Origin of the sequence: Streptomyces sp. NPDC058371, assembly GCF_042723265.1 — a bacterium.
Taxonomy (GTDB): domain Bacteria; phylum Actinomycetota; class Actinomycetes; order Streptomycetales; family Streptomycetaceae; genus Streptomyces.
In genome coordinates, this window is sequence record NZ_JBHXJC010000008.1 from 126,222 (window position 1) to 152,223 (window position 26,002).

A 26,002-nucleotide genomic window follows, 5' to 3' on the forward strand; every position below is an offset into this window, starting at 1 on the left:
TCTTCTCCTAGGCCGGCTCGGTTGTCACCGGGTTCGTCGAGGTCCAGGCGGTGCGGGCACGGTGCAGGTGGACCAGCACCAACGACGACACGACACCGAGCACCAGGAACGTGGCGTGCGGGCCCGCGGCGTGGTCGAGCGGAGGGATCACAACAGGGGACAGCAGCGCGGCGGCCCCGGTCAGCAGCCACATCAGTCCCGAGGCCCGGCCCATGACGGCCTGCGGCAGGTACCGCACCCGCAGCATCACCACGGCGGCCAGCAGCGCGCCCTGAGCGACGGCTCCGACGGCCAGGGCGACGAGGAACAGCGGCCACACCGGCACCGCCAGCAGGGCCAGTGACACCGCGCGGGCGGTCACGGCCGCGGTCAGCAGCGTCCTGGGGCGCAGCCGGCCGCGCTGCGACACCAGCAGGTTGCCGGTCAGCAGGCTCAGGTTCACGGCCGCGACGACCCAGCCGGCCTGCTGTCCGGACAGCTGCCAGGAGTGGCGCAGTTCGAAGAGGACCAGGGACGTCAGACCGATGCCGCAGACGGCCTCCAGCACCATCTGCAGGACGAGCGTGACGGCGAGGCGCCGGTCGGCGGTGATGTCGTGCCAGACGCTGCGCATCCGCACCGGGTCGCGCCGCCTCGCGTCGCTCGCGGCGCGGCGCGGCGGGTGCACGCCCACCGCCCACACCACCAGCGGCGCGAAGAACGTCGGCAGGTTCAGCCACAGCACGCCCAGGTAGCCCAGCAGGGGCAGGGTCGCCGCGACCAGGACCGGCCCGGCCAAGGTGGTGGCGAGGAACAGGCTGTTGAGGGAGCCGCGGGCCCGCGCCGGGCAGCGCGGGAACATCACGGGTACGTCCGTCATCCAGCCGGTCCGGTAGGCGACCCCGCCGCCCGCCATCACCAGGGCGCACACGAACAGCACCCAGGGCCGCGGCTGTCCGTTCCACAGCAGCAGGTTCATCGCCAGGGCCGCCGACGCCTGCGCCACCAGCCCGTACAGGACGAGGGGGGCCGAGCCGCGCCGGTCGGCCACCGAACCGAACCAGGGGGCGAGGAGCATGCTCATCGGTACAGCGGCGGCCAGCCACGTCATCACCGTGAGCGAGCCGGTCAGACGGTACGCCAGCAGCGGCAGCGCGGTCGCGTACAGGGCCTCGCCCAGGTTGTTGACCGTGTTCCCGGCGGCGAACACCAGGAAGGCGCGCTCGGTGAACGGGGACGGCTCCACCACCTCGTCGGCGCGAGCGGAGCCCTGCCCGGCGCGCACCCTGTCGGCCGTGGTCACGGCCGGGCCGCGGCCGCCGCGGCAGGGAAGGGACGGGCACCGGAGGAGCGCGGCAGCCACAGGTCGCGCAGCACGGTGAGGACCGGCCCCCCGCCGCTGCGGTCCAGGGCGTACAGCCGCAGGTAGCCGCCCCGGCCGCCGACCACCACGTAGGCCCGGCCGTCCGCGCCGTGCAGCGCGGTCATCCCCTTGGGGAAGTCCGGCAAGTCCTCGTGCAGGGCCAGCAGTTCACCGCTCTCGTGGTCGTACGCCGCTATCTGCATGCCGTAGGTGACCACGCAGAGCGTGCCGTCGATCAGCGCGCAGCTCTCGGCCGTGTTGTCGAGGAGTTCCACGAACTGCCGCACCGGCTTGTCCTCGCCGACGACCAGTTCCTTGACGCCTCCGCCACCGGTGACGCGCAGCCGGTCGCCGTCGACCAGCAGCCGCTTGGGATAGCTCTCCAGTTCCGTCTCCCAGGAGACCCGGCCGGTGTCGTCGTAGGCCGCGAGCCGGCCGGTGCGGCACCCCAGCACCCGGCGTCCGTCGGGCAGATAGGCCGACGCCCACGCGCTCGCGGGCAGCCCGTCCACGTGCAGGAGCTGCCGGCCGGTGTCCGCGTCGAACTCGAAGCCGCCGGCGTTGCAGGCCACCAGGACCCGGCTGTGGCCCGGCGAGACCGAGACGGTGTGCACGATGCCCGGCAGACGGGCCTCCCAGACGGTGGTGCCGTCGGGAGTGAAGCGGCGCACCGTGTCGGGCCAGAAGACCGCCACCCGGTCGTCGCCGCACGGTTCGGCCCGGCGGGCGAACCCCGGCGCGTCGTGATACTCGTCGACCAGGTCCAGCCGGGCGTGGTCGCCGCGGATGTCGAGGCGGACCACGGCGGTGCCGTCGTCGGTCGCGGCCAGGACGCTCGTGCCGTCGCCGGGCAGCGGGCGCAGGTCCCACACGCACTGGCGGGCGTGGTTCAGCCGGTGCAGCAACTCGCCTTCCGGCGACAGGGCCGTGATCTCGCCGTCCTGGGTGAGGGTGTAGACGCGCCCCGCCTCGTCGATCGTGACGTCGATGATCTGGTGGCTGAAGCCGGTGACCCGCTTGCGGACGGTCAGTTCGGGAGCGGTGTTGTCGAACAGGAGCAGCTCCCCGTCGAAGCCGCCGATGTACGCGGTGGCGAAGTCCGGGGAGAAGACGAGCCCTTCGACGTCGTTGCGGGCGAAGTGCATGCGCTCGCCGACCGTGCCGTCCAGCCCGATCGTCACCACGCCGTTGGAGACGTTGCGCGTGTCGTCGATACCGGCGTCGCCGATGGCCCAGAAGCGGCGGTGCCGCGCGTCGTAGATGACGCGGTGCACGTTGGAGGCGTCGATCCGCACCGTGGTCGGGAAGGACCACTCCTCCAGGGAGCCCAGGTGGACACGACCGTGCCGGTCGGCGACTGCGTGCACATCGGGGGCATCGGTGCAGAACCATTCGAGCATGTCGTAGCCGTGCGGCCACTGGACGATCCGCTCGACGGCGAACGTCTCCACGTCGAGGACGACCACCTGGAAGTACCCGTTGTCGAGGTACGCCTTGCCGTTCCACAGACCGATGCCGCGCAGCATCGTGGGGGAAGGCTGTTCACCGTCGAGCAGCAGGGAGCGGTCGGCGGTGGCGCGGGCGTCGAGGCGGTCGGCCAGCTGCAGGGTGTCGGCGTGCCAGCGGCAGATGGTGCCGGTCTTGTCACGGGTGATGATCCAGTCGCCGGCGAGGGCAACGGCGTACACCGGTTCGCCGGCGGGGTCCTGGGCCGCGGCGGGTGCGCCGGACGACTGCCGCAGGGTCAGATCGTGGTCGAGGCGGTGCAGGCCGCCGCGGACGTCACAGGCCAGGAGCCCGCTGCCGGGCAGGCTGACGATCCGTGTGATGCGTTCGGGGATCCCCATGGCGAAACTCCACTCCTGTCGGACGGGTGAAGGGCAGCAACAAAGGTGAGCGGAAGGGGTTGAGAGGCAACTGGAAAGGCGGGCCGCGTTGCTGACCGACCCTCGGGAGGGCGAGTGCGGCCGGGCAGGTGGAACACATACGGGCACGTACGGCGTGCGGACGTGACGTGCCCCCCGGGGCTGGGAGACCCTGCCCCAGGGGGCGAATCCTCACTGCGCTACAGGGTGAGGAGACATCAGATGGCGGCGCGGGTCACGCGGCGGACGAGCTTCGTCATGGGACTGCACCTCCTTCGCATTCCTACTTCGCGGCAGGGGGACTGACAGGGCGCCTCAGATGGCGGGCCGGGTCACACGGCGAACCAGCTTCGTCATGAGGGACACCCCCTTCCGGAGATTCGGGCTCCACGTCGCGTGGTGCCGGACCGACGCGCCGTCCGTGGTCCGGACGGGCGTTCCTGCCGTCGGCGCATGCCTCATGGACACCGCGCGCGGGGCAAGTCTGTGGTGGGCGGCCGGAATTCGGCCGCCGGGCGGGTACCGCTCTCAGACGGCGGCGGGGCGCAGTTCGCCCTCGCCGGCCGGCAGCCCGGGCAGGTGGGTGACGGAGGCGCGCCGGGCCGCCCACACGGCGTCGGTCAGCTCCTCCAGCAGGCCGACGACCGACGGATCGGCGAACCCCTGATCCGTACGCGGCAGGGCCTCCACGTCGCCGAGCGCGAGCGGTGGATGGCCGATGAGGACCGCTCCGGAGCACTCGAGGTTCACCCGCAGCCCCGGCTGGGCGTCCGCTGCACCGCGCGGTCCCGGTGAGGCGCTCAGCAACGCCGTCGGCAATCCGGTCAGGGCGCTGTCGCCCCAGGGGCGGGACAACCAGTCCAGGGCGTTCTTCAGCACACCCGGAGCGCCTCCGTTGTAGGAGGGGGTGCTGATCACGAGGGCGTCCGCGGATCCGAGCACCCGACGCGCCTCGGCCACTGGCGCAGGGCCGTCCGCCACGTCCAAGTCCTGGTCGTAGTAAGGAAGAGCCCGCAGATCCAGTACGGGCGTGTGCACCCCCGGGTCCCGCCGGGCCAGTAGCCGGCGGATCGTGGCGACGGCGGTGCTGTTCACCGAGTCGCGCCGCAGACTGCCGGACATCAGCACGATCCTGGTCACCCCGGCCTCCCTGTCGTTTCCGGCGGTTCCCCCTGCGGGGCGCCCGCCTTCGGCTGACTCGAGAGTGGCACAAGGGGTTCCCGACCCGGTCCCGATCCGGTACCGCCTCCTCCGCTCCCGGCGGAGAGGCCTTCGCCGGGAGGCGGCGGTCGTCGAGAAGTGGCGCGGACCGCACGCGGCCGCCCCGGTCGAGCGGCCTGGTGCCGGGCGGAAATGCAGCGCTTCAGCCCGCCCGCGGACGCATCGTGGGCGGGCTCACTGCTGCGCCGGCCCCGCCGCGAGGGCGTCCAACTGCTCCGTCGACCACGAGAGTCCGCCGGCTCGCAAGTCGTCGACCACCGCGCGGACCCACTCCAGCTCCGCCGCCGTCACGGTCCGCAGGTACTCGGTCTCCAGGCGGGTGATGCGCGGCAGCCCCCGCTCCGCCTCCGCGGCCATGGCCGCTTCCAGTCCGTCGAGCTTCTCCGCGAGTGCGTCGGCCCGCCGCTCCAGTACGTCCGCCATCTCCTCCGGCGTGAGCAGCAGCAGATTCGACAGGGCGGCCGGGAACTCCGGGAACTCCTGCTTGGGCGCGGAGACCATCTCCTTCAGCCACGCGCGGGCCGTTTCGCGCCCCGCGCCAGTGACTTCGTACACGGTCCGCTCGGGGTACTGCTGATCGCGCCCGGTCTCGCGGACCGCGATCAGCCCCTCGCGGTTGAGGCGCTCGATCGTGCGATAGAGGCTCGCCCGCTGGCTGACGTTGACGACCTGTTCCTTGCCCCAGTCCTTGACCAGGCGCTGGATGCCGTACGGGTGCAGCGGCTTGTGGTGCAGCAGGGCCAGGACGGTCAGGGCGAGGGGCGAGCTGCGGGGAGCGGATGAGGTCATGGACTTGATTCTAGACCCAGGATAACTAGTTGACGCGAGACTAGTTTCAGTGCAACTATCAAATCGTTCGCACCACACCAGAGAGGAACCACCGAGATGTCCAGCACCGAGCGCATCCACTCCGACCACCGCCTCGTCAAGCACCTGGGCAACTGGACCGAGGCCGGCCGCTTCGAGGTCAAGGCCCGCCACGGCGCCGCCGTCCTCGACCTCCGGTCGCCCGCCCTCCCCGACGACATCGAGATCGACCTCGACATGGACCGGGCCATGGTGAAGCTGCTCGTCGACGACACCACCGCCATCGACCACTGGAATCTGACCTGGACCGCCCGCGGCAGGATCAAGGGCTCCCACTCCCCGTCCACCGGCGACCGGGCGGCCGGCCGCCGCATCCGCCTGACGGGCTCTGCGTCGAACAGCGAGATCCGCATCCACCGCGGCGGTATCGCACTCCTGTCGGCGATGTTCTCCCGCGCCTACGTTCAGGATCTGCGCCACGCGCACAAGAGCGGCGGCGTAACGACGGTCGACGATCCGACGAAGGAGCACCAGTCATGAACCGCGCCGGCAGAGCCCGCACCGCGCTCGTCATCGGCGGCGGTATCGCAGGCCCGGTCGCCGCGATGGCCCTCCGCAAGGCGGGTATCGAGGCCGCCGTCTACGAGGCGTACGACACCACGGCCGACGGGACCGGCGGCGGCATGACCATCGCCCCGAACGGCCAGAGCGCCCTCGACGCGATCGGCGCGGGCCACATCGTCCGCACCATCGGCACACCGGTCACCGCCATGGGCCTACGAAGCTGGACGGGCAAGCACCTCGCGCAGTTCGCCCCGCCCGCCCGTCTCCCGGCCCTGCAGTTCGTCTGGCGCGCCGACTTCTACCGCGCGATCTACGACGAGGCGGAGCGCCGCTCGGTGCCCGTCCACCACGGCAAGCGGCTGACCGACGCGACGGAGACCGACTCGGGCGTCACCGCGCACTTCGCGGACGGTACGCAGGCCGGCGCCGACATCCTGATCGGCGCCGACGGCATCCGCTCCACGGTTCGCACCCTCATCGACCCGGCCGCACCGCAACCGAACTACGCCGGCCTGGTCTGCTTCGGAGCCCGGATGCACCGATCCGGACTCCCCTCCACCAACGGCCTCATGTACCTGTGCTTCGGCAAGCGGGCGTTCTTCGGCTACCAGGTCTTCGACGACTCCTCGGCACTGTGGTTCGCGAACCTGCCCCGCGGCCTCCCGATGACGGTCGCCGAGGCCCGGGCGATCGGCGCAAAGGAGTGGATGCGCACCCTGCGGACCGCCTTCGCCGACGACCGCACCCCGGCCCTCGACATGATCAGCCGTACCGACGCCGGCCAGTTCCTCATCACCGGTCCGATGGAGAACATGCCAAGGGTCCCGACCTGGACCCGCGGCCGCATGACCCTGATCGGCGACGCGGCGCACGCCGCCTCGTCCAGCTCCGGGCAGGGTGCCTCCATCGCCATCGAAAGCGCCGTTGAACTGGCACGCTGCCTGCGGGACCTGCCCTGCGACCAGGCTTTCGCCGCGTACGAACAACTGCGCCGGCCCCGCGTCGAACGCATCATCAAGCTCGGCGCCCGCACGAACAGCAACAAGACCGCGGGCCCGGTCGGCCGCGTACTGCGCGATCTCGTGATGCCGGCGAGCATGAAGCTGATCAACCCGGAGAAGACGGCGTGGCAGTTCGACCACCACATCGACTGGGACGCGAAAGCGGCCCCGCTCGCCTGAACTCCAGTCCGTCCTCGGCCGCGACGCCGGGGACGGACTGTTCCGTGTCCGCGTCGGCCCTCCAGCTGCCCGCGTTCTGCGGCCCGACGCCGGGGCCGCCGCCTCCCCCACCCCCGCCTGTGGCATGCACAACGGCAGCGCGAGCGCGGTCCTGATCACCACCACCCCGCCCGACGGCCCGCACCTGCTGCTGCCGGTCCTCGCATACGGGCTGCCGCAGAAGACGGCCGCGAACAGGGTCGTACACCTGACTCGCCCTCAGCGGCCGCCCGGACCGCCCTGCCCCGCCTCGTCCTGAGGATCGGCATCACCACGGCGGCCGTCCGACACGTTCCGGCCATCCACCCCGCGTCCTCCTGCGGGCCGCACCGGGAGCAGCAGCGTGAACGTCGTCGGCGCGCGGTGTGTCAGAGAGAGCCGGCCCCCGAGGGAGAACGCCAGGTCGCGGGCGAGCGCGAGGCCGATGCCCGTGCCCGCCCCGCCCTCGGTGTGTCCGCGCTCGAACAGACGCGCCGAGTCGCGCGCTGCGGTGCCCTCGTCGGCGATGTCGAGGGCGACGGCGTCGTCGAGGTCGCGGACCGTGACGCGCACGGTGCCGTGTCCGTGGACGCGGGCGTTGTCGAGCAGCACGCCGAGGATCTCGGCGACGGGCCCGCCCGGGACACGTACGTCGTCCGGCGCCTCGTCCGTGTCGCACTCCAGGCGTCTGCCGTCGCGGGCGAACAGCCCGTGCCACCGCTCCTCGGTCTCCCGCAGCAGCCCCGCGACCGACCGGTCCGGCGCGACCGACCGGGGCAGCCCCGCGGAGCCGGACAGCCGAAGCACCTCCTCCACGGTGTGGTGCAGCCTGCGGGTGGCGTCCAGGGCCTCCTCCAGCACGGGGCGGGTGTCGTCCTGCGCGAGCCCGGCCTCCAGGGTGAGCTGAAGGCCGGTCAGCGGGGTGCGCAGCTGGTGGGAGGCGTTGGCGGTGAAATTGCGTTCGTGGCGCAGGAGTTCGGCCAGGCTGTGCAGCATCTCGTTGTGGGTGCGGGCGACCTGGTCGATCTCGTCGATGGTGCTGGGGGCGGCCCTCGCGGTCAGGTCGCCGCCGGTGACGGCCCGGCAGTGCCGTGAGAGGTCCTCCAGGGGAGCGGCGAGCGCCCGCGCCTGGCGGCGGGCGACCAGGACGGCCACGGTCAGCGCCAGCACGGCCACGCCGAGCAGGATCGTCCAGCCGACGAGGACGCGCTCGCGTACGTCCTGGACGGCGGAGGAGACGCGGACGACGCCGATGACCCGCTCGGCGTGGGAGACGGGGACGGCGGCGACGAGTTCACCGCCCCCTGTCGACCGAGCCACCGCGCCGGCCAGGGCCCGGCGGGCGGTGGCGTCGCCGGTCCGGGGGCCGCTGCCCGCGCGCAGCCGCAGCTGCGGGTCGTACAGGCCCAGGCGCCCGCCGCCCGGCGGAGGCGGCAGCTCCACCGGGTCACCGGTCGCGTAGTCCGGACTCACGCGGACGGCGCCGGCCAAGGCCGCCCGCTCCAGCGCGTCTCGCTGGTCCGCGTACAGGGAGGACCTGATGGCGAAGGCCAGCGGGACGGCGAGCAGGACCAGGGCGACCAGGACGGCGGTGAGGGCCACCCGCACCACGCGCTGTCTCATGCCCCCATGATGCGCGCCGCCGACCTGCCCGTACGGGACCCGCCGCGCGCTTTTGCCGTCGTCTAACCCTCGCCGTGCGGGGCGTTAACCGGCCGCCTTCTAGCGTCGGTGCCATGACGGCGCGGTCGGCGCACAGCACCGGCCGGCAGATCGTCTCCCGCGCTTTGCAGGCGCTTCCCGTCGTTTCCCAGGAGGGCAGTATCGATGGCACGCATCCATGTCTTCGGCGTCGTCGGACTCGTGGTGGCCGCGGCGGTGTCCGCCGGGTGTTCCGGGGCCACCTCCGGCTCAGGGTCCGGCTCGCATTCCGGTGCCGCTTCCACCGCTGCCTCCGCCGGCGGCACGGGCGGCAGTCCGGCGCCCACCGAGTCCAATCCGCCCGGTGACATCCCCGACAACCAGGCGTTCGTCGCCTACCGGCCGACCGGCGGCGCGTTCACGGGATTCACGGTGAAGGTACCCGAGGGCTGGGCCCGTACCAGCCAGGGAGGCACCACCGTCTTCACCGACAAACTCAATCGCGTCCAGATCTCCGCCGCCGCCACCTCGACGGCGCCCACCACCGCCTCGGTCACCACTCGCGTGGTTCCCCAACTCCGCGGCCAGGTACCGAAGTTCGCGAGCCCGAAGGTGTCTTCGGTGACCCGGAAGGCCGGCCCGGTCGTGCTGCTGACCTATCAGGGCGACTCCGGCGCGAATCCGGTCACCGGCAAGGTCGTGCGCGACGCGTTCGAACGGTACGCCTTCCACCGGCAGGGTCACGAGGTGGACCTCACCCTGTCCGGCCCGGTCAAGGCGGACAACGTGGATCCCTGGCGCATCGTCAGCGACTCCTTCACCTGGAAGTGAGGGTGAACACCATGCCGGTCCAACCGTCCGACGAGGCCCTCACCGCACGGGAGTTGTACCGCTTCTTCCGAGCCGGCGAGGAGGAGACGCTCGCGCTGCGCGGGGTGTCCCTGCGGGTGGGGCGCGGTGAGACGGTCGCCGTGGTCGGGCCGTCCGGGGCGGGCAAGTCCACCCTGCTGTCCTGTCTGGCCGGGCTCGACGAACCCTCGGGCGGTGAGGTGCGCGTGGCCGGCCTACGCATCAGCCACCGGCCGGAGACCGAACGGGCCCGGCTGCGCGCCCGGCACGTCGGCATCCTGCTGCAGGCCCGCAACCTGGTCGCCCACCTCAGCGTGCGCGACAACGTCCGCCTGGCGCACAGCGCCGTGCGCGGCCGGCCCTCCGCGCCCGTCGGAGACCTGCTGGCCGAGGTCGGCCTCACCGGGCGGTCGCACGCGCTGCCCCGGCAGCTGTCGGGCGGCGAGCTGGCGCGCGCCGGGCTGGCCGTCGCGCTCGCCAACTCCCCGGCCGTCCTGCTGGCGGACGAACCGACCGGCGAACTCGACGGCGGCACCGAGCGCCTGATCCTGCAGATGCTGCGCGACCGCGCCGCCCTGGGCTGCGCGGTGCTGCTCGTCACCCACAGCGCCGAAGCCGTCCGCATCGCCGACCGGGTGATCGCTCTGGACGACGGCAGGGCCCACGAGACCTCCACGTTCCAGCCCGGCACGCACCAGCAGGAGGCCCACGATGTCGCCCCATGATCACGCGGTACCGGCCGACAAGCCCGCGACGGCCGTGGACGAGGTGCTCGTCGACTGCCGGGACGCCGCCCTCACCTTCGGCCGGGGCGCGACCGCCGTGGTGGCGGTGCACGGGGCGAACCTGCGGGTCCGGCCCGGAGACCGGCTCGCCGTCGTCGGCCCGTCCGGGTCGGGCAAGTCGTCCCTGCTGCACCTGATGGCCGGGCTCGAAAAGCCCACCAGCGGCACCGTCACCCGGCCCGCCCCGGACCGCCCGAACGGCATCGGGCTCGTCTTCCAGGGCGACAGCCTGATCCCCGCCCTCGACGTGATCGAGAACACCGCGCTGCCGCTGGTCCTGGCCGGAGTGCCGGACGCCGAGGCGCGGCGGTCGGCCGCCGAGGCCCTCGCCCTGGTGGACGCCGCCGACCTGGCCGAGCGGCTGCCTGAGGAGATCTCCGGCGGTCAGGCACAGCGCGTCGCCGCCGCCCGTGTCCTGGCCCAGGGCCCCCGGCTGATCCTCGCCGACGAGCCCACCGGCCGGCTCGACCGCACCACCGGCGGGCACGTCCTGGACGCCCTGCTGACCGCGGCCGACCGGACAGGTGCGGCCCTCGTCGTCACCACCCACGACCCGGCCGTCGCCGCGCTGCTCACCACCCGACTGGCCATGCGCGACGGCCGACTGCTCACCGTGGCCGAACCGCAGGAGGCGTCATGAACACCGCATGGGCCGGCGGACTGGCCCGCCACCGCACCGGACGACTCCTGGCCGCCCTGGCCGGCGTCGCCCTGGCCGTCGCCCTCGTCGCCGCGCTCGGTTCGTTCCTCACGGCGTCCAAGGCGACCATGACGCAGCGCGCCGTGCGCTCGGTCGCCGTGGACTGGCAGGTCGAGGTGCAGCCCGGCGCAGACCCGCAGTCGGTGCTGTCGCTGGTGCGGAAGGCACCCGGCATCCACGACGCCGTCCCGGTCGGCTTCGCCCACAGCTCCGCGTTCACGGCCCAGGTCCAGGGCAGCGCGCAGACCACCGGCCCCGGCATGGTGCTCGGCCTCCCCGACGGCTACCAAAAACTGTTCCCCGGCATGATCCGACCGCTCAGCGGCGGCACCGGCGGCGTACTGCTGGCCCAGCAGACCGCCTCCAACCTGCATGTCGCCCCCGGCGACACCATCGGCGTCCGGCTCCCCGGAACGGGCGTACGCCAGATCCGGGTGGCCGGCGTCGTCGACCTCCCGCAGGCCGACTCGCTGTTCCAGAAGGTGGGCGCCCCCACCCAGTCGCAGCCCACCGCGCCGCCTGACAACGTCGTCCTGCTTCCCTCCGCCGACTTCGCCTCGCTGACCGCCCATGCGCCGGCCGCAGGCGTGACCTCGCAGATCCATGCCGCACGCGACGCCGGGCTGCCCTCCGACCCCGCCTCCGCGTTCAACAGCGTGACCCGCGCCGCCCACAACCTGGAGGCCCGTGCCTCGGGCGCGGCAGTCGTGGGGAACAACCTGGGCGCCGCCCTCGACTCCGCCCGCCAGGACGCCCTCTACGCACAGGTCCTCTTCCTGTTCCTCGGCGTGCCCGGCGCGCTGCTGGCCGCCGCGCTGACCTCCGCGGTGGCCGCAGCCGGTGGTGAACGGCGCCGTCAGGAGCAGGCGTTGCTGCGGCTGCGCGGACTGCGGCCCGGCCGTATCGCCGCCCTGTCCGGTGTGGAAGCCGCGCTGGTGGGGGTCGGCGGTGGCGTCGCCGGACTCGGCATCGCCGCGCTGACGGGCCGCCTCGCCTTCGGGTCGGCCTCGTTCGGGACGAGCGCGGGCTCCTGGAGCCTCTGGTACGCCGTCGCCCTGGTGCTCGGTGCCGCCGTGGCCGCGGGCGCCGTCCTCGTCCCCGCGCTGCGCGACCTGCGCGGCGTGACGGTCGCCGACACACGCAGGACCGGGACCCGTACGGGCTCGGTGTGGTGGATGCGCTACGGCCTGGACTTCGCCCTGCTGATCGGATCCTGGCTCGTCTTCCGCGCCTCGTCGGGCAACCAGTACGCCCTCGTCCTCGCCCCGGAGGGCGTGCCGAGCATCTCCGTGTCGTACTGGGCTTTCCTGGGCCCGGCCCTGTTGTGGGCCGGCGCCGCGCTGCTGCTGTGGCGGCTCGTGCTCCTCGCGCTGACCCACGGCCGCCAGGTGCTGACTCGGCTGTCGCGCCCGCTGGCCAAGCACCTGGCCGGGACGACGGCCGCCGTCCTCTCCCGCCGCCGTCGGCCGCTGGCCCGCTCGGTGGTGCTGCTGGCGCTCGCGGTGTCCTTCGCGATCTCCACGGCCACCTTCAACGCCACGTACAAGCAGCAGGCCGAGGTCGACGCGCGGCTCACGAACGGCGCCGACGTCACCGTCACCGAGCCGCCCGGGGCACAGCCGCCGCCCAGCGCGGCCGCCTCCCTCAAGGTTCCCGGCGTACGTCATGTCGAGCCGCTCCAGCACCGGTTCGCCTATGTCGGCTCCGACCTCCAGGACCTCTACGGCGTACGCCCGGACACGATCGCCTCGGCCACCTCGCTGCAGGACGCGTACTTCTCCGGAGGCAGCGCCGGCACCCTCATGCGCAAACTCGCCGTGCAGCCCGACGCGTTGCTGGTCAGCGCGGAGACGGTCACCGACTTCCAGCTCTCACCCGGCGACAGGGTCAACCTGCGGGTCCAGGACGCCCGCACGAAGGCGCTGCGCACGGTGTCCTTCCACTACGTGGGCGTCGCGAAGGAGTTCCCGACCGCGCCGAAGGACAGCTTCTTCGTCGCCAACGCCTCGTACGTGGCCAAGGCCACCGGCAGCGGCGCGGTCGGCGCGTTCCTCCTGGACACCGGCGGCACCCACCAGGAGCAGATCGCCGCGCGCCTGCGGGGGCAGCTCGGCACCAGTGCAACGGTCACCGACCTCACGCAGACCCGCGGCACCGTCGGCACCAGCCTGACCTCCGTCGACCTGGCGGGACTCACCCGTATCGAGCTGGCCTTCGCGGTGCTCCTGGCCGCCGGGGCCGGTGGCCTGGTCCTCGCGCTCGGCCTCGCGGAACGCCGCCGCACCTTCGCCGTCGCCACCGTGCTCGGCGCGACCCGACGGCAGCTGCGCGGGATGGTCCTCACCGAGGCGATCCTGCTGACCGCGGGCGGTCTGGCCGGCGGCGCGCTGATCGGCTGGGCCCTCTCCGAGATGCTGGTCAAGGTTCTGACGGGCGTGTTCGACCCGCCGCCCGCCGCCCTCGCCGTCCCGGGCGCCTATCTGGCGCTCACCGGGTTCGCCGCGACCGCGGCCGTACTCGCCGCCGCGCTGAACGGGGTACGCCGCGCCGCCCGACCCGCCGTCGAGGAACTCCGGGATCTGTGAACGCCCCGCCCGGCTCTACGCTGCCCAGCATGCGAAAGCCCGCCGCACCGGACCGCAGCCGCTGTCGCGTCCTCGTCGTCGAGGACGACGACACCATCGGCCGCCATCTCGAAACGGGGCTGCGCAGCAACGGCTACGCCCCGACGTGGAGCCGGACCGGCGCGGGCGCCCTCACGGAGTCCGCGCAGACCCCCTACGACGTGCTGCTCCTGGACCTCGGCCTGCCCGACATGGACGGCCTCGACATCGCCCGCACCCTGCGGGCCCGCTTCCCCGACCTGCTCATCGTCATCCTCACCGCCCGTACGGACGACATCGACGTCATCGCGGGGCTCGACGCCGGAGCCGACGACTACCTCGTCAAACCCTTCAGCCTGACGGTCCTGCTCGCCCGGCTCCGCGCCCACCTGCGCCGCCGTACCATCGCCTCCCCGGCTCAGGAGCCGATCCCGCTCGGCGACCTGGTCGTCGACGTGACCGCGCGCCGGTGCACGCTCCACGACCGGGAAGTCCCGCTCAGGCCCAAGGAGTTCGAGCTGCTCGCCGTACTCGCCCGGCACCTGGGAGAGGCGGTGCCCCGCGAGACGCTCATGGCCGAGGTCTGGGACGAGAACTGGTTCGGGTCCACCAAGACGCTCGACGTCACGCTGGCCGGTCTGCGCCGCCGTCTCGCCGACGCGGTCGTACGTCCCTCTCGGATGCCGCGCATCACCACGCTGCGCGGGCACGGCTACCGCCTGGAACTCATCTGACGGACCGGTCCGCGTCAACGCCCCGTCTGCGTACGGCTGTCCCCCGCCTCGCGGGCATCCCGCGTTGCTTCCCCGGGCGCGGCGTCGGCTGAACCTCCGGAGCGGGCGTTGCGTATCAACCCCAGAGGAACAGCTCAGGTCTCTGCCACGGGACGGAAGGAGAGCACCGTGCCCACACCGACCGCGTCCGACTCGCCGGGCGACCGCCCCGCGCTGGAGACCGTCCGCGTGCTGCGCCCGCGCCGCACCGACGCGCTGGCCCAACTGCTCGACGAGATACGCCAGGACAAGGACTACCGCAGCCACGAGACCGTGGCCGCACCCGTCCCACCCACCCGGACCGGCGGCGGGACAGAGGAACTCCCGCCTGTTCCCGGCGGCAAGACGAAGGAACTCCCCGCGCTCGACGGCGACGCCCGCCCGCCGCGTTCCGTAGGCCGCCCGCGCCTGGGACCCGGACAGCGCCGGGTGGCCGTGGCGATCGCGGTCGTCGCGGCAGCCGTCGTCGGCTTCGGCTGCTCCCTCCTGATCCCCGGCCGTACCGACGCCGCCCCGGCCGCACCCTCGGCGAGCGCGTCGGCCGCCCCGGGCGCGGCCTGGGCCGCCGACGTCCTGACCAACCCCGGTTTCGAGTCGGGCCGCCCCTCGCCGTGGAGCTGCACCGGCAACCCGGGCTCGATCGTCTCCTCCCCCGTCCACGCGGGCGCCAAGGCCCTGCAGGGGAAGGTCAGTTCAAGCGACACCGCACAGTGCAACCAGACCGTCGCGGTACGGCCGAACACCACCTACTCGCTCAGCGGCTGGGTCCGCGGCTCCAACGTCTACCTGGGCGTCAACGGCGGCGCCTCCACCTGGACGACTTCCCCCTCCGGATACAGCCCACTGGCCGTCTCCTTCACTACAGGCGCCGCCCAGACCAGCGCGACGATCTACGTGCACGGCTGGTACGCACAGGGCAGGTACTACGCCGACGACATCACCCTGACCGGGCCTGGTGGCGGCGGCGGTGGCGCCCAGTAGGGCTTGGTCAGGTGCGAGGACGATCACGACTTTCAGTAGTCCCACGGGCTCGGTACTACTCATGCTGAGGATTCCTTCGTCCGGAGTCAGAACCGACTCGTGAGTTTGTCGGCCACCTCGGACGCCACACCGCGGCCGATGATGCCTCCGACGACGCCGCGCCAACGACGGTACCCACACCGGGAAAGCCGGGGCCGGCCCGGGCACCCGCCTCCGCGCCGTGGACCACCAGTGGCATCAGCCAAGCAGCGCGCCCACGGACCGCGGGACTTACGCACCCGCAACCGAGAGGGCGCTGGATCACCGCGAGCCCCGCCTGATGCTCAGCGCACCATCAGCAGCGCCGGACCTGCTGGCAACCGGACCTGCCGGCAACCCTCTGAACAACCGAACCGGAGAACACCGCACCAGAAGAAATTAAGTGGCCCCTTGGGGCCGTTTCCTCTTCGGGCCGTTTACTTGGCCCCTCGGCCACCGCCAGACGCACTCTCAACAACCAAAGCCTTGGCCACCTCTGGTCAGGCACGGAACTGGGGCGCGCGATACGGATGAGTATCGACATCGCCGTATGCGCCGGTTACGCCCCCCCTTCTACTTCAATGCGCCGTGGCTGGCGGGCTCCGACCGCTCCCGCTAGCGGCGGAAGGGGGGCCACAGTCAGTGCCCTCGGTTTTCATACGGATCGGGCGCCATCGACGCGCCGCATAGTTGTGCCACGCGTGGCGAGATCCCGGCAGCAGTGGGCGTCGACAGCGACAACCGCGAGAGCACCTCGCCCAGCAGGCAGGTTGAAAATGAGTTGGAATCCTGGATTCAACGCACCCTACCCCGTTCTGCAATACGCAAGTTGGGGTTCCCGGCTGAAGGCCCGGATTGCCGATTCAGTGTTTTCGATCATAGCCTCCCCCGTGTCGACTCTCGTTTTGGCCATCATCGCCCAGAATGCGAGCCACTCGATCATCAGGGCGATCGGATGGCTCGGGCTGGTAGGCAATATTGGCGGAATCTTCAAAATGGCCTATGAGATCGGCAGGACTGGCCAGACGCGCGGCAGGCGCATGGTGCACATCCGAGTCGTGGACGCTGACACCTTTCAACCGATAGGTTTCAGCCGATCACTCCTGCGCCTGGTGGCGCAAATAATCGATAGCTGCTCCATCATCGGCATGTTTCGACCCCTATGGAACAGCAAGCGGCAAACCTATGCCGACCTGATCTCTCGATCCATCGTTGTTGTCTCCTGGTAGCGCGGTACGAAGCCGCCTTGGACAGCGGCTTGTGCCGCCGGACCAGCGGGCGTGGCGGCAGGACGAACTCGTCCGGTGCCGTGGCTTGACAACCGTTGGTGATCACACCGGTCCCGCCGTCCAAGGGCTGGCGAGACCTCCCGCTCGGACGTGAAGCAGGAGTGGGCGGGGCTGCCCTCACGGTGCTGGGATCTACGCAACTCTTTGCGTGGCACCCCCTGTCACGAAGTACCGGAGTGCCGGGGGAAGAGACCGCGCTCTCCGCACCCCGCGCGGGCGGGTTCCGCTTCGAGCAGCTTCAACAAGATCGTGTCACGAGCTCGTAGATCGGCATAGGCATCGGCATCACAGCCGTGATCACACGTGCAGCGTGGCCGACATGACCGAAGTTTCACAGTTGTTCCTGACGTATGGGCGTGCACGCCGCGCGATGGGATAGTGAAGAGGGGAAATGGGGGGCATGCAAGCATGAGTGGGCATGAAGACGGAAAAACGGAGATCCCTGCTGCGGATCCGCGCGCGCCGACCGACGGGAATCACGTACCGGACAATCAAGATCGGCCTCCGGCCGAGGAAATTCTTGCCGCGGGCGGTGCGAAGCCCGCCGAGGTGCCGGCCACTCCCGCGGAAGCCGGCACCCCGCCCTCCTCGCCGCACGCCGAACCAGCCGAGGGCGGCACCCCGACCAGTCCGAGCCCGGAGCTGTCGGCGTCCCCGGAGGACTGCCTCCGGGACGAGTTGAAGGCGCTGCTGTCGCTGCATCAGCACGATGCCCAGTTGAGCGACAGCGTGAGAACCCAAACCGAACTTCTGCATGAACTCACCGACGGGGTGACGCTCCTGACGGCCCGCAGTGAGGAGTTGGGACGGTTACGGGAGTACGACACGGAGATCATCGCCCGGCTGCACGCCGAGAACACGCGCCTAAGACAAGGTGAGTTGACCGAGGCGATGGCGCCGCTGCTCCGCGGTCTGCTCCGGCTGCACGACAAGATGGGCAGCCTGGCGGCGGGCGACCGGGACAGTATCGCCGGTCTGCTGCAGGCCCAGCTGGAGCAGACGCTTGATGTCACGGCCGGCATCCGGCCCTTCTCACCGTCGGTCGGTGAGCCGTTCGACTCGGCGCGCCACACGGGTATGCACCGGGTGCAGACCACGGACCCAGGAGCCGACAACATGATTGCCCGCGTGCTGAAGGCGGGCTTTCTACGGGACCAGAGCATGGTCCGAACCGCCGAGGTCGACGTCTTCCGCCTCGCTCACTGATGTAGCTCTTAGACGCTACGGGGGGTCTCCATGACCGCTGAGACTGGCCATGTATTCGGGATCGACCTGGGGACGACGTACTCCTGCGTCGCGCATGTGGACGAGTACGGCCGGCCCGATGTCATCCGCAACCTCGACTCCCAGCCCACGACGCCCTCGGTGGTGGCTTTCGACGGCGACGACTTCGTCGTGGGCGCACAGGCCAAACGCCAGGCGAGAGTCCGCACGGAGGAAGTGTGCAGCCTGGTCAAGCGGCATATGGGGGAAGAGGACTGGCGGTTCATCGTCCACGGGCAGGAGTACGCCGCGCCCACGGTTTCGAGCCTTGTCCTCAAGGCCCTCATCGACAACGTCGAACGCGTCACCGGGGAGACCGTGAGGGACGCCGTCATCACGGTCCCGGCCTACTTCGGCGACGACCAGCGCAAAGCCACGAAACTCGCGGGTGAGCTGGCGGGCCTCACCTCGGTCGACATCATCAACGAGCCCACGGCGGCGGCGTTCTCGTACGGCTTCGGGCATGAGGAGCTGGCCGATACCGCCGTCCTGGTGTACGACCTCGGGGGCGGAACCTTCGACACGACCGTCATCAAGCTGGAGGAGTCGGCGATCACCGTGGTCGCGACCGCCGGCGACCACGAACTGGGCGGCGCGGACTGGGACCAGGAGCTGGTCCGCTTCCTCGCCCAGAAGTTCCAGGAGCAACGGCCGGACGCCGGGGATCCGCTTGACGACGTCTACGACGAACAGGAACTGCTGGCGACCGCCGAGGAGACCAAGCAGGCGCTGTCCATGCGGGAGTCCGTTGAGGCGCTGGTCGTCCACAACGGCCAGCGGGCCGCCGTGCCCGTCGACCGCACCGCCCTCGAGCAGATCACGGCCGCGCTGCTGGAACGCACCATCGAGTTCACCAAACTGGTGCTGGGCAGGGCACGCGATCGCGGCGTGGACCGGATCGACATCTGCCTGCTCGTTGGCGGCATGAGCAAGATGCCGGTGGTTTCGCGGCGCCTCAGTGAGGAGTTCGGCCTCACTCCGCGACTTCTCGACCCCGACCTGGCGGTCGCCAAGGGCGCCGCGCTCTACGGGCAGAAGAAGGAGCTCGAGGCGCTGGTCCGCAAGGGGCTCGTGGAGCAGGGAAAGCTTGACGCGGACCAGCAGCTCGGCGAGGCCGATCCCGCGGACGTCCTGCGTGAGGTCCAGAAGGCCGGAAGCGACCGCGGCATGTCCGGCACTGCGGCCGTTTCGCTGGTCAAGACCCAGATCACCAATGTCACCTCGCGCGGTTTCGGCATCTTCGCCGAGGGGGACGGCAAGGTACTCGTTGCGCAGTTCCTCGCCCACCAGGACGATCCACTACCGATCGAGGTACAGCGGCAGTTCTATACGACCGTCGACAGCCAGACCGAGGTGCTGATCGAGGTCTTCGAGCAGGCCACGAGCGCCGAGTCCGGCAAGCCCGAGGACAACAAAGTGATCGTTGCCGACTCCATCACGGGGATCCCGGCCGGCTCTCCGCAGGGCACTCCGGTCGAGGTGACCTTCGCCATGCAGCCGGACCAGACCATCAAGGTCACCGCGGCCCACGAAGCCGTGTCCGAGCCACTCGTCCTGCAGATCACCGCCGGTGTGGGCAGCGAGGTCATGCGGAACGAGGAGATGGCCAAGGTCGAGGCGCTGAGGCACCGCACGTGACAGCGCACGTTCCCTTCGACGGCACCGCGTACCGGCGGCAAGTGCTCGCGATCCTGCAGACGCAGACACCGCTGTCGCTGGACGACCCGTTTCTGCTCGCCGCCCTGGACCCGGCAGAAAGCCTCCAGGACGACGCCGTTCAGCAGCACCTCGCCCAGGTGAAGGCGTTTCTCCAGCGGGAGCGCGACTCGGCCAAGTACAAACCGGTTGCCACCGAGCTGATCCGGCAGTGGGACGAATGGGCACCCCTGCTCCTCGACGGCAAGAAGCGGGAGGGCGCCCGGAAACGGGCTCAGGAACGCAAGGACGCCGGATACCGGGAGGTCGACGAAGCGCTCGCCAAGGTTGTCAAGGAGTTCGGGGGGATCCCACGCAGCAGAGAATCCAAGCTGTGGCGGTTGGCCGAGCGCCTCGACATGCCGGAATCCGCGTTCCGGGCACGGCTGGCCCGCCACCCGACGGTCGAGGACGGCGGCGGCGTGGAACCGCTGCCGGCGGAGGTGCGCAGGCAGATCCGCAGCCAGCTGGACGAGCTCGGTCGGCTGCGCGGGGACCGGTTGGGAACGGCGACGCTGTGGGCCTTCCTCAAAGTGCCCGCGAACGCCGGGCAGGAGCAGATCCGCGAGGCGCTCGACACGTTGGCCGGCAACCATGTGGGCGGCTACAACCGGCAGACGACGGTCACCAACAACCTGCTGACGCAGGTGCGCAATCAGTTGCTCGGGCGGGACCCGGCGGCCTACACGGCCGGCCTCTTCGAGGACGCCCGGGACGCGCTGCGACCGCAGGTGAAGAAGAGCGGAGACGTTTCGGACACGCTGGAACCCGCGGACGTCGAGGGGCTGGTACAGGAGGTGACACGCCTCGCCTACGGGTTGTCGTTGGATCGGGCCCGCCAGGTGGTGCTGTCGCTGGCGGGCGAAGCGGGCCTCGGCGTCTCGACCGGCATGCCGGTGGAGTACGTACTGTGCCCGGAGTGCAGAGCCGTCGCGCCCGCGGACGGCCCGCGCACCTGCCGGTATTGCAGGGCCGCGCTGTACACGCCCTGTCCCTCCTGTGGACGGGAAACCGAGGCGGCGCCGGTCACGTGCAACCACTGCGGCTACGACCTGCGCGCCGCCCACGAGACCGCCGCCGTCCTGCGCCGCGCCTGCGAGGCGTTGGCCGCGGCCCGGCCGCTCGAAGCCGCCCGGTACGCCGGTGAGGCACGAGAACGGGCCGAAGCTCTGCCACAGGGGCTGGACCTCGACCCGGCCGAGGCCGGGTCGTGCGGCGAGCCGGCCGATGTGGAGCGCCGGGCGCTGGCGGCGGTGCGGGCGGCCAATGCCGAGTGGCGGGCACTGGAGTCCGACATTTCTCTCCGGCGGATCTACCAGGCGGCGGAGCGCGCGCGGCATCTTGTGGCCACCGGCTCGGATGTCAGCGGCCCGGACGGCGCGACGCCGGCCGCACGACTCGACGCCCTGACGGCCCGCCGGGACGCGATGCGGGAGCGGGCTGCCGAGGCACGCACCCTGCCGCCCGGACAGCAGGAGCAGGCACTGCTGGTGATCCTCGCCGAGGTTGCCGACTGCCGCGAAGCGATCGTCGCGCTGGCACGCTTCCCACTGGCCCCGCCGACCGCGCTCACCGCGGCGGAAGAGGGCGACGGCGTACGGCTCACCTGGCGGCCCTCACCTGCCAAGGGCACGGTGGAGTACCGTGTTTCACGCGTCGTCACCGACCGCCGTACCCGAACCACCCGACAGCACACGCTGGGCCGTACGCAAAGGACCCAGTTCGAGGACTCCACCGCGCCTGTCGGCGAGATCGTCTCGTACGAGGTGCTCGCCGCCTTCGGCGAACGCCGTTCTCCGCCCGTCACCAGCCCGCCGAGGCTCGTGGCACACGACGTCCGCGATCTGCGGGCCGAGCCCATCCCCCGTGCGGTCCGGCTGAGCTGGCGGATCGGCAGCGATCCCCACAGCAGTTACAACGTAGTCATCAACCGCGTCGTCGAGTCGTCGTCACCCATCAGCCGCCCCCTGCGCCGTATCCACGGCTCCGGCGGCGAGGCCTTCGACCGCCATGTGGAGACCGGTGTGACCTATCGCTATCGAGTCTTCGCCGAGTACACCGACGAGCATGGACGACAGATCACCACACCCGGGCAGGAAGTGACGGTGACGGCGACCGGCTGACACCGTCGGGGGTGCCGACGCCGTCCGCCTGCCCGGCAGCGGGTGCCCGCGCCGAATGAGCACGCATGCGTACGGGTCCATGCCCGACGATGCGAGCGAGCGCGCCGGACTCAGCTCTCCCACATGCTCGATCACAGCGTGACCGTGACGGCCACGAGGGCCCGTGCGGCGCCCACCACCGAAGTCGGTCCGGGGCAGCAGGTTCGGAGCCAGTGCCCATGGGCGGCTGACGCGACGGGAAGGTCTCTTGCCGAAAAGCAGTCAACCAGCCCTGGAATGGGCATAATTGGGACTGTCAGCAGTTCTGCTCACATAGGCGGGAATGAGCGGTGACGTGTGGAGCAGGCATCGGCCTCGGACCACCACGTACTGCGTGTTCGTCAGGCGCGCTGCATGGGGACGCCAACCCCGTCCACCACTCGGAGTCCGGTACGCCGTACCGATCCGAGGAGATCTCCGCCCTGTTGCGCAAACGCCTCGAGGGGACGCCGAGATGACGCTCGGCAAGCCCGACCGACGACCGGATTCGGGCCCGGAACGGCAGCCATGGTGAACGCTCATCGACGTGGGGAAGGGGCGTGGGGACGTGGCGGCTGAGGAATACGCGGTTCTCAGGGCGAGGACACTGCTCGGCGTTTCTCGGTGGACGCAACAGGACTGCGCCGACGCGGTGCGGACGCACGACGAGTTGGAGGAGCCCGGCGAGGAGATGTCGAGGGTCGAGGCGCACGAACTGCGTAAGCGGTTCCGGACACTGCCCGAGTCGATGCTCGGGACCGGCGCCATCGACGGCGCGAGGCGGGCGATGTTCGCAGGCGGCCACCTGGACCGGCCGTCCGGGCCGGCGCGTCGGATGTACAGCCTGGCTTACCTGGCCCTGGTCCGCTTCCACCAGGGCCTCACGGGCAACCGGCAGTGCCTCGATGCGGCGATCTCCTTGTCGCGAACCTGTCTAGAGGTATGGGAAGCGGCGGGCGAAGCCGAACGGTCGGCGTTCGTCGCCAGGATCCCCACGGTCGACTGCTCCCTGGCCGCGGCCCTGGGAGCTCGCTACAACCTGAACCGTGAATTCCTGGTGCACCCCGATCCTCCCGTGCGCCCCGACGAGGTCAGGGCCGACCTGGAGGAGGCCTTCCGGGCCATCGAGCGGGGAGCCGCCCGGTTGCCATCCCACCGGGGCGGCTCGGATCCGCAACTCCAGGTCTTCAGGCAGCAGCTTCAGGCCATCAAGGCCTCCCTCATGTCCTTGAAGTACGCCGATATGCCGGCCGGCCCCGACTCCGGCTCCGAAATGCGCGCCACCGTCGCCGAGTTGGACCTGATCCCCTACGCCCCACCGGGTGACGCGACGGGGGCGCGCTCGACTTGGCTCGGCACCCGGATCTTCCTCGCTCAAGCCCTCGTCAACGAACCCGGAGCACTGACCAGTGATCTGCGCCGGGCCGAGGAGGTGCTACTGGGGCTTCTCGATGCTCCGGATCTCACCGAGGAGTCGGTGATCGCGGCCGCGCAGTTGAGTCTGGCCACGACACGGATGCTCCTCGCTGACAGCACGAGGGACGAGCGATACAGGCCACTCGCCGTGAACGCATTCGAGCAGTCCTATCTGACCGGCGCGCGCAGCAATCTGCGTACAGCCTGGGATGCGGCGACCCAACAGGCCGGGTGGGCGCGCCGGGACGGCCGCCGTCTGGAGGCTGCCCGGGCCTATGCCGCCGCGTTCCGTGTGCTCCCCGTGCTCATACATACCCAAATCACCCGCGCGGACAAAGAGTCGGCCCTGGCGATGGCTGCCGACGCGCTGCCGATGTGCGCGAGGGAGCTGGCGAATTCGTCCGCCGTCGAGGACAGGATCGAGGCCGTGCTCGCTCTGGAGGGAGCCCGTGGCGTCCTGCTGGCCGAGGGGCTCGGCCAGCGCGCAGGTCCCGCCGCCGACCGGGCCACCCCGCGATCCTCTTCGACCGTCGAGGGCGACGCCCGGACGGCACGGGCCATCGAGAACCTCACTCGTGAGCTGGACAGGCTCCGGCGGCAGGAACTCGCCCACCCGGCCGGTACGGAGTGGAAGGGAGCAGCGAGCATGGCCGCGTGCCGGCGGCAACTGGCCCTGGTGCAGGCGCGCAGTCGGGACGGCTCCGGCGAGGTAGCCGCCCCTGACTGGCAGGAGATCGTCACGCTCGCCGAGGTCGCTCCTCTGGTGTATCTCACCGTGACCAGGGATGGCGGCGCGGCTCTCGTGGTGACCGGCGAGGAATGCCGATGGACCGGTCCGATACCGGTGGACCTGCCGACGCTCACCGTGGGCGTCGTACGGAGACTGCTCGACAGACTGAAGGAAGCCGAAGTCCTCCAGGACCGGCAGAAGTCCCCGAAGTACGGCAGGACGCGAGGGCAGTTGACCAGAGACGTGGTCAACGACCTCTGGGAACAGGTGATGCAGCCGGTCGCCGAGGTGCTCGGGGACTGTGAACGGGCCGTCCTTCTGCCGGGAGGACTGCTGGGCATGCTGCCCCTCCACGCGGCCGGCAAATGCGACTCGCAGCAGGTCGACGAGTGGAAGTTCCTTCTCGAGAGGACCGCTCTCTCCTATGCCCCGCACGCAGCGGCCCTGCGCAGCGCCGCGCGCAGCCGGCCGGCGATCACCCGGCTCACCCTTGTGCACCCCGCACCGGCCCCGGCGGGCGACGCGATCCACCCCTCCCTGGACGTGGCGGCCGAGTTGAGCGGCGTGAAATCCGCTCGTCCCACCGGTGTCACGATGACGGAGATCGAACCCGAACAGGTCTCCAAGGCGCGCCTACTCGATGCGTTGCGGACCACCGACGTCCTCCACTTCACCGGACATGGCGACGTGGACAGCGGCAATCCACTCGGCAGCGGCCTCCACCTCGGTGGGGACGCCCAGCTGGAGGTACGCGACCTTTTGGCCGCACGTGGAGTGCGTGCCGCGTTCGCTGTGCTCTCGGCCTGCGGCACCGCCGTGACCGGCGACGCTCTGCCGGACGAGGTGGTGGGACTGCCGGCCGCGCTCATCCAGGCCGGTCTGCGCGGGGTTGTCGCCACGCAGTGGATGTGCTTCGACGACTTCACGGCGCCGCTCATGACGGAGTTCTACCGGTACTGGCTCGGCGGCGCCCATCCCTCGGTGGCGCTCGCACGTGCGCAGGCCACCGTCCTGCGCCAGGGCCTCCTGGTCAATCCGTTCGCCTGGGCCACCTTCGCGTACACCGGTGCCTGACGTGTGCCGGCCGAGGCCGCGGTCCTGAAGCGCCCGCGACCGGCACAGGGGCGGTACCCGTCAGTCAGCGGTGTCCGGATCCGTAGTGGTGTCGGCCTCTCCGGGCGGGACCGGCGCCGGAGGCGCCTCCATGGCCCCTTGCGGCGGCGGACGCATCTGGTCCGAGGTGAGCATCGAGCGCCCGTGCGAGCGGCCTGCGCCGCCTCCCAGCGTCTCGGTCGGATCGAACTCGTCGTCCGACGTTCTCACCTGTTCCGGCTCGGCCGACGTCTTGTCCGGCTGTTCGGGCACTTCGGGCTGCTCCGTGGTCATCCCCACATCACCTCGATGTAAGTGATCTCCTCCCAGGAGATCAGAAGGCCGATATTGCGCAGTACCGGTCGCCCGTCGGCGCCGCGCCGGAAGCTCCCGTCCGGCAGGGCCGCCGCGGTGTCGCAGAGGTAGAGGTCATGCGGCTGCGGGTACGCCGAGGCACGGGAGTCGAGCCGTCCACGCGCATCACGGGCGAAGACCCCCAGAATCCAGCCGTTGGTCCCCCCGTCGGTGTCCCGCAGCCTGATCCGGAGCCACAGCGCGGAATCATGGCCGAACAGGGCGTCCCAGGCCAGCGGTTCGGGTGTCTGCCCGTTGGCGATCCGTGCCCATCGGCGCCCCTTGCGGAACGCACTGCCGACGGCGAACCCCGCCAACAGCGGCACGGCGACGTACGGGAGCGGCAGCCACCACCAGGCCCACGGCACCGGAGGTCGCGCCAACCGCCCCGACTCCCAGACACGCGGATACGCCCACGCAGTGAGCGGAGCCAACGCCAGATGGAACAGGGCCGCGATCGCCGCCACCCGCATCGCACGGTCGGCCAGCCCGGCCCGGACGACGGCCGTCTCGCGTTCCACGGCGAAGATGTAGAGGGCCCCCGGCAGCAGAGCGATCATGGCCACCGCGGCAGCCTCGAATGTGCTCACGCTCACCCCCGGTGGTTGTCGCTGTCGCCCCGCCCCCTTGCCCGGAAGGCTGCCCTCTCCACTCGACAGCAACCGCCGGGCGCG

General features: G+C 71.0%; 19 protein-coding genes and 1 pseudogene. 13 read left to right on the forward strand and 7 right to left on the reverse strand.

Going from position 1 to position 26,002, the window contains the following annotated elements; translation table 11 throughout:
• Window positions 1-7 precede the first annotated feature (7 nt).
• From ACFWM2_RS23650 to ACFWM2_RS23665, 4 genes are all read right to left on the reverse strand, one after another.
• Complete coding sequence (locus ACFWM2_RS23650; RefSeq protein ID WP_383283232.1) at window positions 8-1,282, reverse strand: MFS transporter; 1,275 nt, start codon at window positions 1,280-1,282, stop codon at window positions 8-10.
• Window positions 1,279-3,189, reverse strand: coding sequence for a PQQ-binding-like beta-propeller repeat protein (locus tag ACFWM2_RS23655; protein ID WP_383283235.1), 1,911 nt, complete (start codon window positions 3,187-3,189; stop codon window positions 1,279-1,281). The genes ACFWM2_RS23650 and ACFWM2_RS23655 overlap by 4 nt, the downstream gene beginning before the upstream one ends.
• A 546-nt stretch (window positions 3,190-3,735) precedes the next feature.
• Window positions 3,736-4,347, reverse strand: a complete 612-nt coding sequence (locus ACFWM2_RS23660) for an NADPH-dependent FMN reductase (RefSeq protein ID WP_383283238.1) — start codon at window positions 4,345-4,347, stop codon at window positions 3,736-3,738.
• 255 nt (window positions 4,348-4,602) lie between these two features.
• Window positions 4,603-5,217 carry a PadR family transcriptional regulator gene (locus ACFWM2_RS23665; RefSeq protein ID WP_383283241.1) on the reverse strand — a complete coding sequence of 205 codons (615 nt, stop codon included), beginning with the start codon at window positions 5,215-5,217 and terminating at the stop codon, window positions 4,603-4,605.
• 96 nt (window positions 5,218-5,313) lie between these two features.
• Between ACFWM2_RS23665 and ACFWM2_RS23670 the strand changes: the two genes are divergently transcribed.
• The gene (locus ACFWM2_RS23670; RefSeq protein WP_383283244.1) at window positions 5,314-5,775 is read left to right on the forward strand and encodes a hypothetical protein; all 462 of its coding nucleotides are present in this window, start codon (window positions 5,314-5,316) and stop codon (window positions 5,773-5,775) included.
• A complete protein-coding gene (locus ACFWM2_RS23675) occupies window positions 5,772-6,980 on the forward strand; it encodes an FAD-dependent oxidoreductase (protein WP_383283247.1) in 1,209 nt (402 codons plus the stop codon). The genes ACFWM2_RS23670 and ACFWM2_RS23675 overlap by 4 nt, the downstream gene beginning before the upstream one ends.
• Before the next feature lie 258 nt (window positions 6,981-7,238).
• On the opposite strand, the gene ACFWM2_RS23680 is transcribed toward ACFWM2_RS23675, so the two are convergent.
• A complete protein-coding gene (locus ACFWM2_RS23680) occupies window positions 7,239-8,621 on the reverse strand; it encodes a HAMP domain-containing protein (RefSeq protein WP_383283250.1) in 1,383 nt (460 codons plus the stop codon).
• A 204-nt stretch (window positions 8,622-8,825) separates the two neighbouring features.
• On the opposite strand from ACFWM2_RS23680, the gene ACFWM2_RS23685 reads away from it, so the two are divergent.
• The 11 genes and pseudogenes from ACFWM2_RS23685 (at window position 8,826) to ACFWM2_RS23735 (ending at window position 24,956) form a co-directional block, all read left to right on the forward strand.
• The gene (locus ACFWM2_RS23685; protein WP_383283253.1) at window positions 8,826-9,470 is read left to right on the forward strand and encodes a hypothetical protein; all 645 of its coding nucleotides are present in this window, start codon (window positions 8,826-8,828) and stop codon (window positions 9,468-9,470) included.
• An 11-nt stretch (window positions 9,471-9,481) separates the two neighbouring features.
• Window positions 9,482-10,213, forward strand: coding sequence for an ABC transporter ATP-binding protein (locus tag ACFWM2_RS23690; RefSeq protein WP_383283256.1), 732 nt, complete (start codon window positions 9,482-9,484; stop codon window positions 10,211-10,213).
• Window positions 10,200-10,913, forward strand: coding sequence for an ABC transporter ATP-binding protein (locus tag ACFWM2_RS23695; RefSeq protein ID WP_383283258.1), 714 nt, complete (start codon window positions 10,200-10,202; stop codon window positions 10,911-10,913). The genes ACFWM2_RS23690 and ACFWM2_RS23695 overlap by 14 nt, the downstream gene beginning before the upstream one ends.
• Window positions 10,910-13,558, forward strand: a complete 2,649-nt coding sequence (locus ACFWM2_RS23700) for an FtsX-like permease family protein (protein ID WP_383283261.1) — start codon at window positions 10,910-10,912, stop codon at window positions 13,556-13,558. Before ACFWM2_RS23695 ends, ACFWM2_RS23700 begins: the two co-directional genes overlap by 4 nt.
• 29 nt (window positions 13,559-13,587) lie before the next feature.
• Complete coding sequence (locus tag ACFWM2_RS23705; RefSeq protein ID WP_383283264.1) at window positions 13,588-14,310, forward strand: response regulator transcription factor; 723 nt, start codon at window positions 13,588-13,590, stop codon at window positions 14,308-14,310.
• Window positions 14,311-14,877: 567 nt separating this feature from the next.
• Window positions 14,878-15,321: pseudogene (locus ACFWM2_RS23710) on the forward strand (carbohydrate binding domain-containing protein); the annotation flags it as partial.
• A gap of 803 nt (window positions 15,322-16,124) precedes the next feature.
• Entirely contained in the window at window positions 16,125-16,577 is a 453-nt protein-coding gene (locus tag ACFWM2_RS23715; protein ID WP_383283267.1) for an RDD family protein, read from the forward strand.
• A 438-nt stretch (window positions 16,578-17,015) separates the two neighbouring features.
• Window positions 17,016-17,843, forward strand: coding sequence for a nucleotide exchange factor GrpE (gene grpE / locus ACFWM2_RS23720; RefSeq protein WP_383283270.1), 828 nt, complete (start codon window positions 17,016-17,018; stop codon window positions 17,841-17,843).
• A gap of 30 nt (window positions 17,844-17,873) precedes the next feature.
• Window positions 17,874-19,538: an Hsp70 family protein gene (locus ACFWM2_RS23725; protein ID WP_383283273.1), complete on the forward strand. Its 1,665-nt coding sequence runs from the start codon at window positions 17,874-17,876 to the stop codon at window positions 19,536-19,538.
• Window positions 19,535-21,718, forward strand: a complete 2,184-nt coding sequence (locus tag ACFWM2_RS23730) for a hypothetical protein (RefSeq protein ID WP_383283276.1) — start codon at window positions 19,535-19,537, stop codon at window positions 21,716-21,718. Before ACFWM2_RS23725 ends, ACFWM2_RS23730 begins: the two co-directional genes overlap by 4 nt.
• A gap of 586 nt (window positions 21,719-22,304) precedes the next feature.
• The gene (locus ACFWM2_RS23735; RefSeq protein WP_383283280.1) at window positions 22,305-24,956 is read left to right on the forward strand and encodes a CHAT domain-containing protein; all 2,652 of its coding nucleotides are present in this window, start codon (window positions 22,305-22,307) and stop codon (window positions 24,954-24,956) included.
• A 60-nt stretch (window positions 24,957-25,016) separates the two neighbouring features.
• Here ACFWM2_RS23735 and ACFWM2_RS23740 read toward each other — a convergent pair whose 3' ends face one another.
• Both ACFWM2_RS23740 and ACFWM2_RS23745 read right to left on the reverse strand, forming a co-directional pair.
• The gene (locus ACFWM2_RS23740; RefSeq protein WP_383283282.1) at window positions 25,017-25,268 is read right to left on the reverse strand and encodes a hypothetical protein; all 252 of its coding nucleotides are present in this window, start codon (window positions 25,266-25,268) and stop codon (window positions 25,017-25,019) included.
• Window positions 25,265-25,918 (reverse strand): DUF6338 family protein, encoded by a 654-nt coding sequence (locus ACFWM2_RS23745; protein WP_383283285.1) that lies wholly within the window; start codon window positions 25,916-25,918, stop codon window positions 25,265-25,267. Before ACFWM2_RS23745 ends, ACFWM2_RS23740 begins: the two co-directional genes overlap by 4 nt.
• Window positions 25,919-26,002 lie beyond the last annotated feature (84 nt).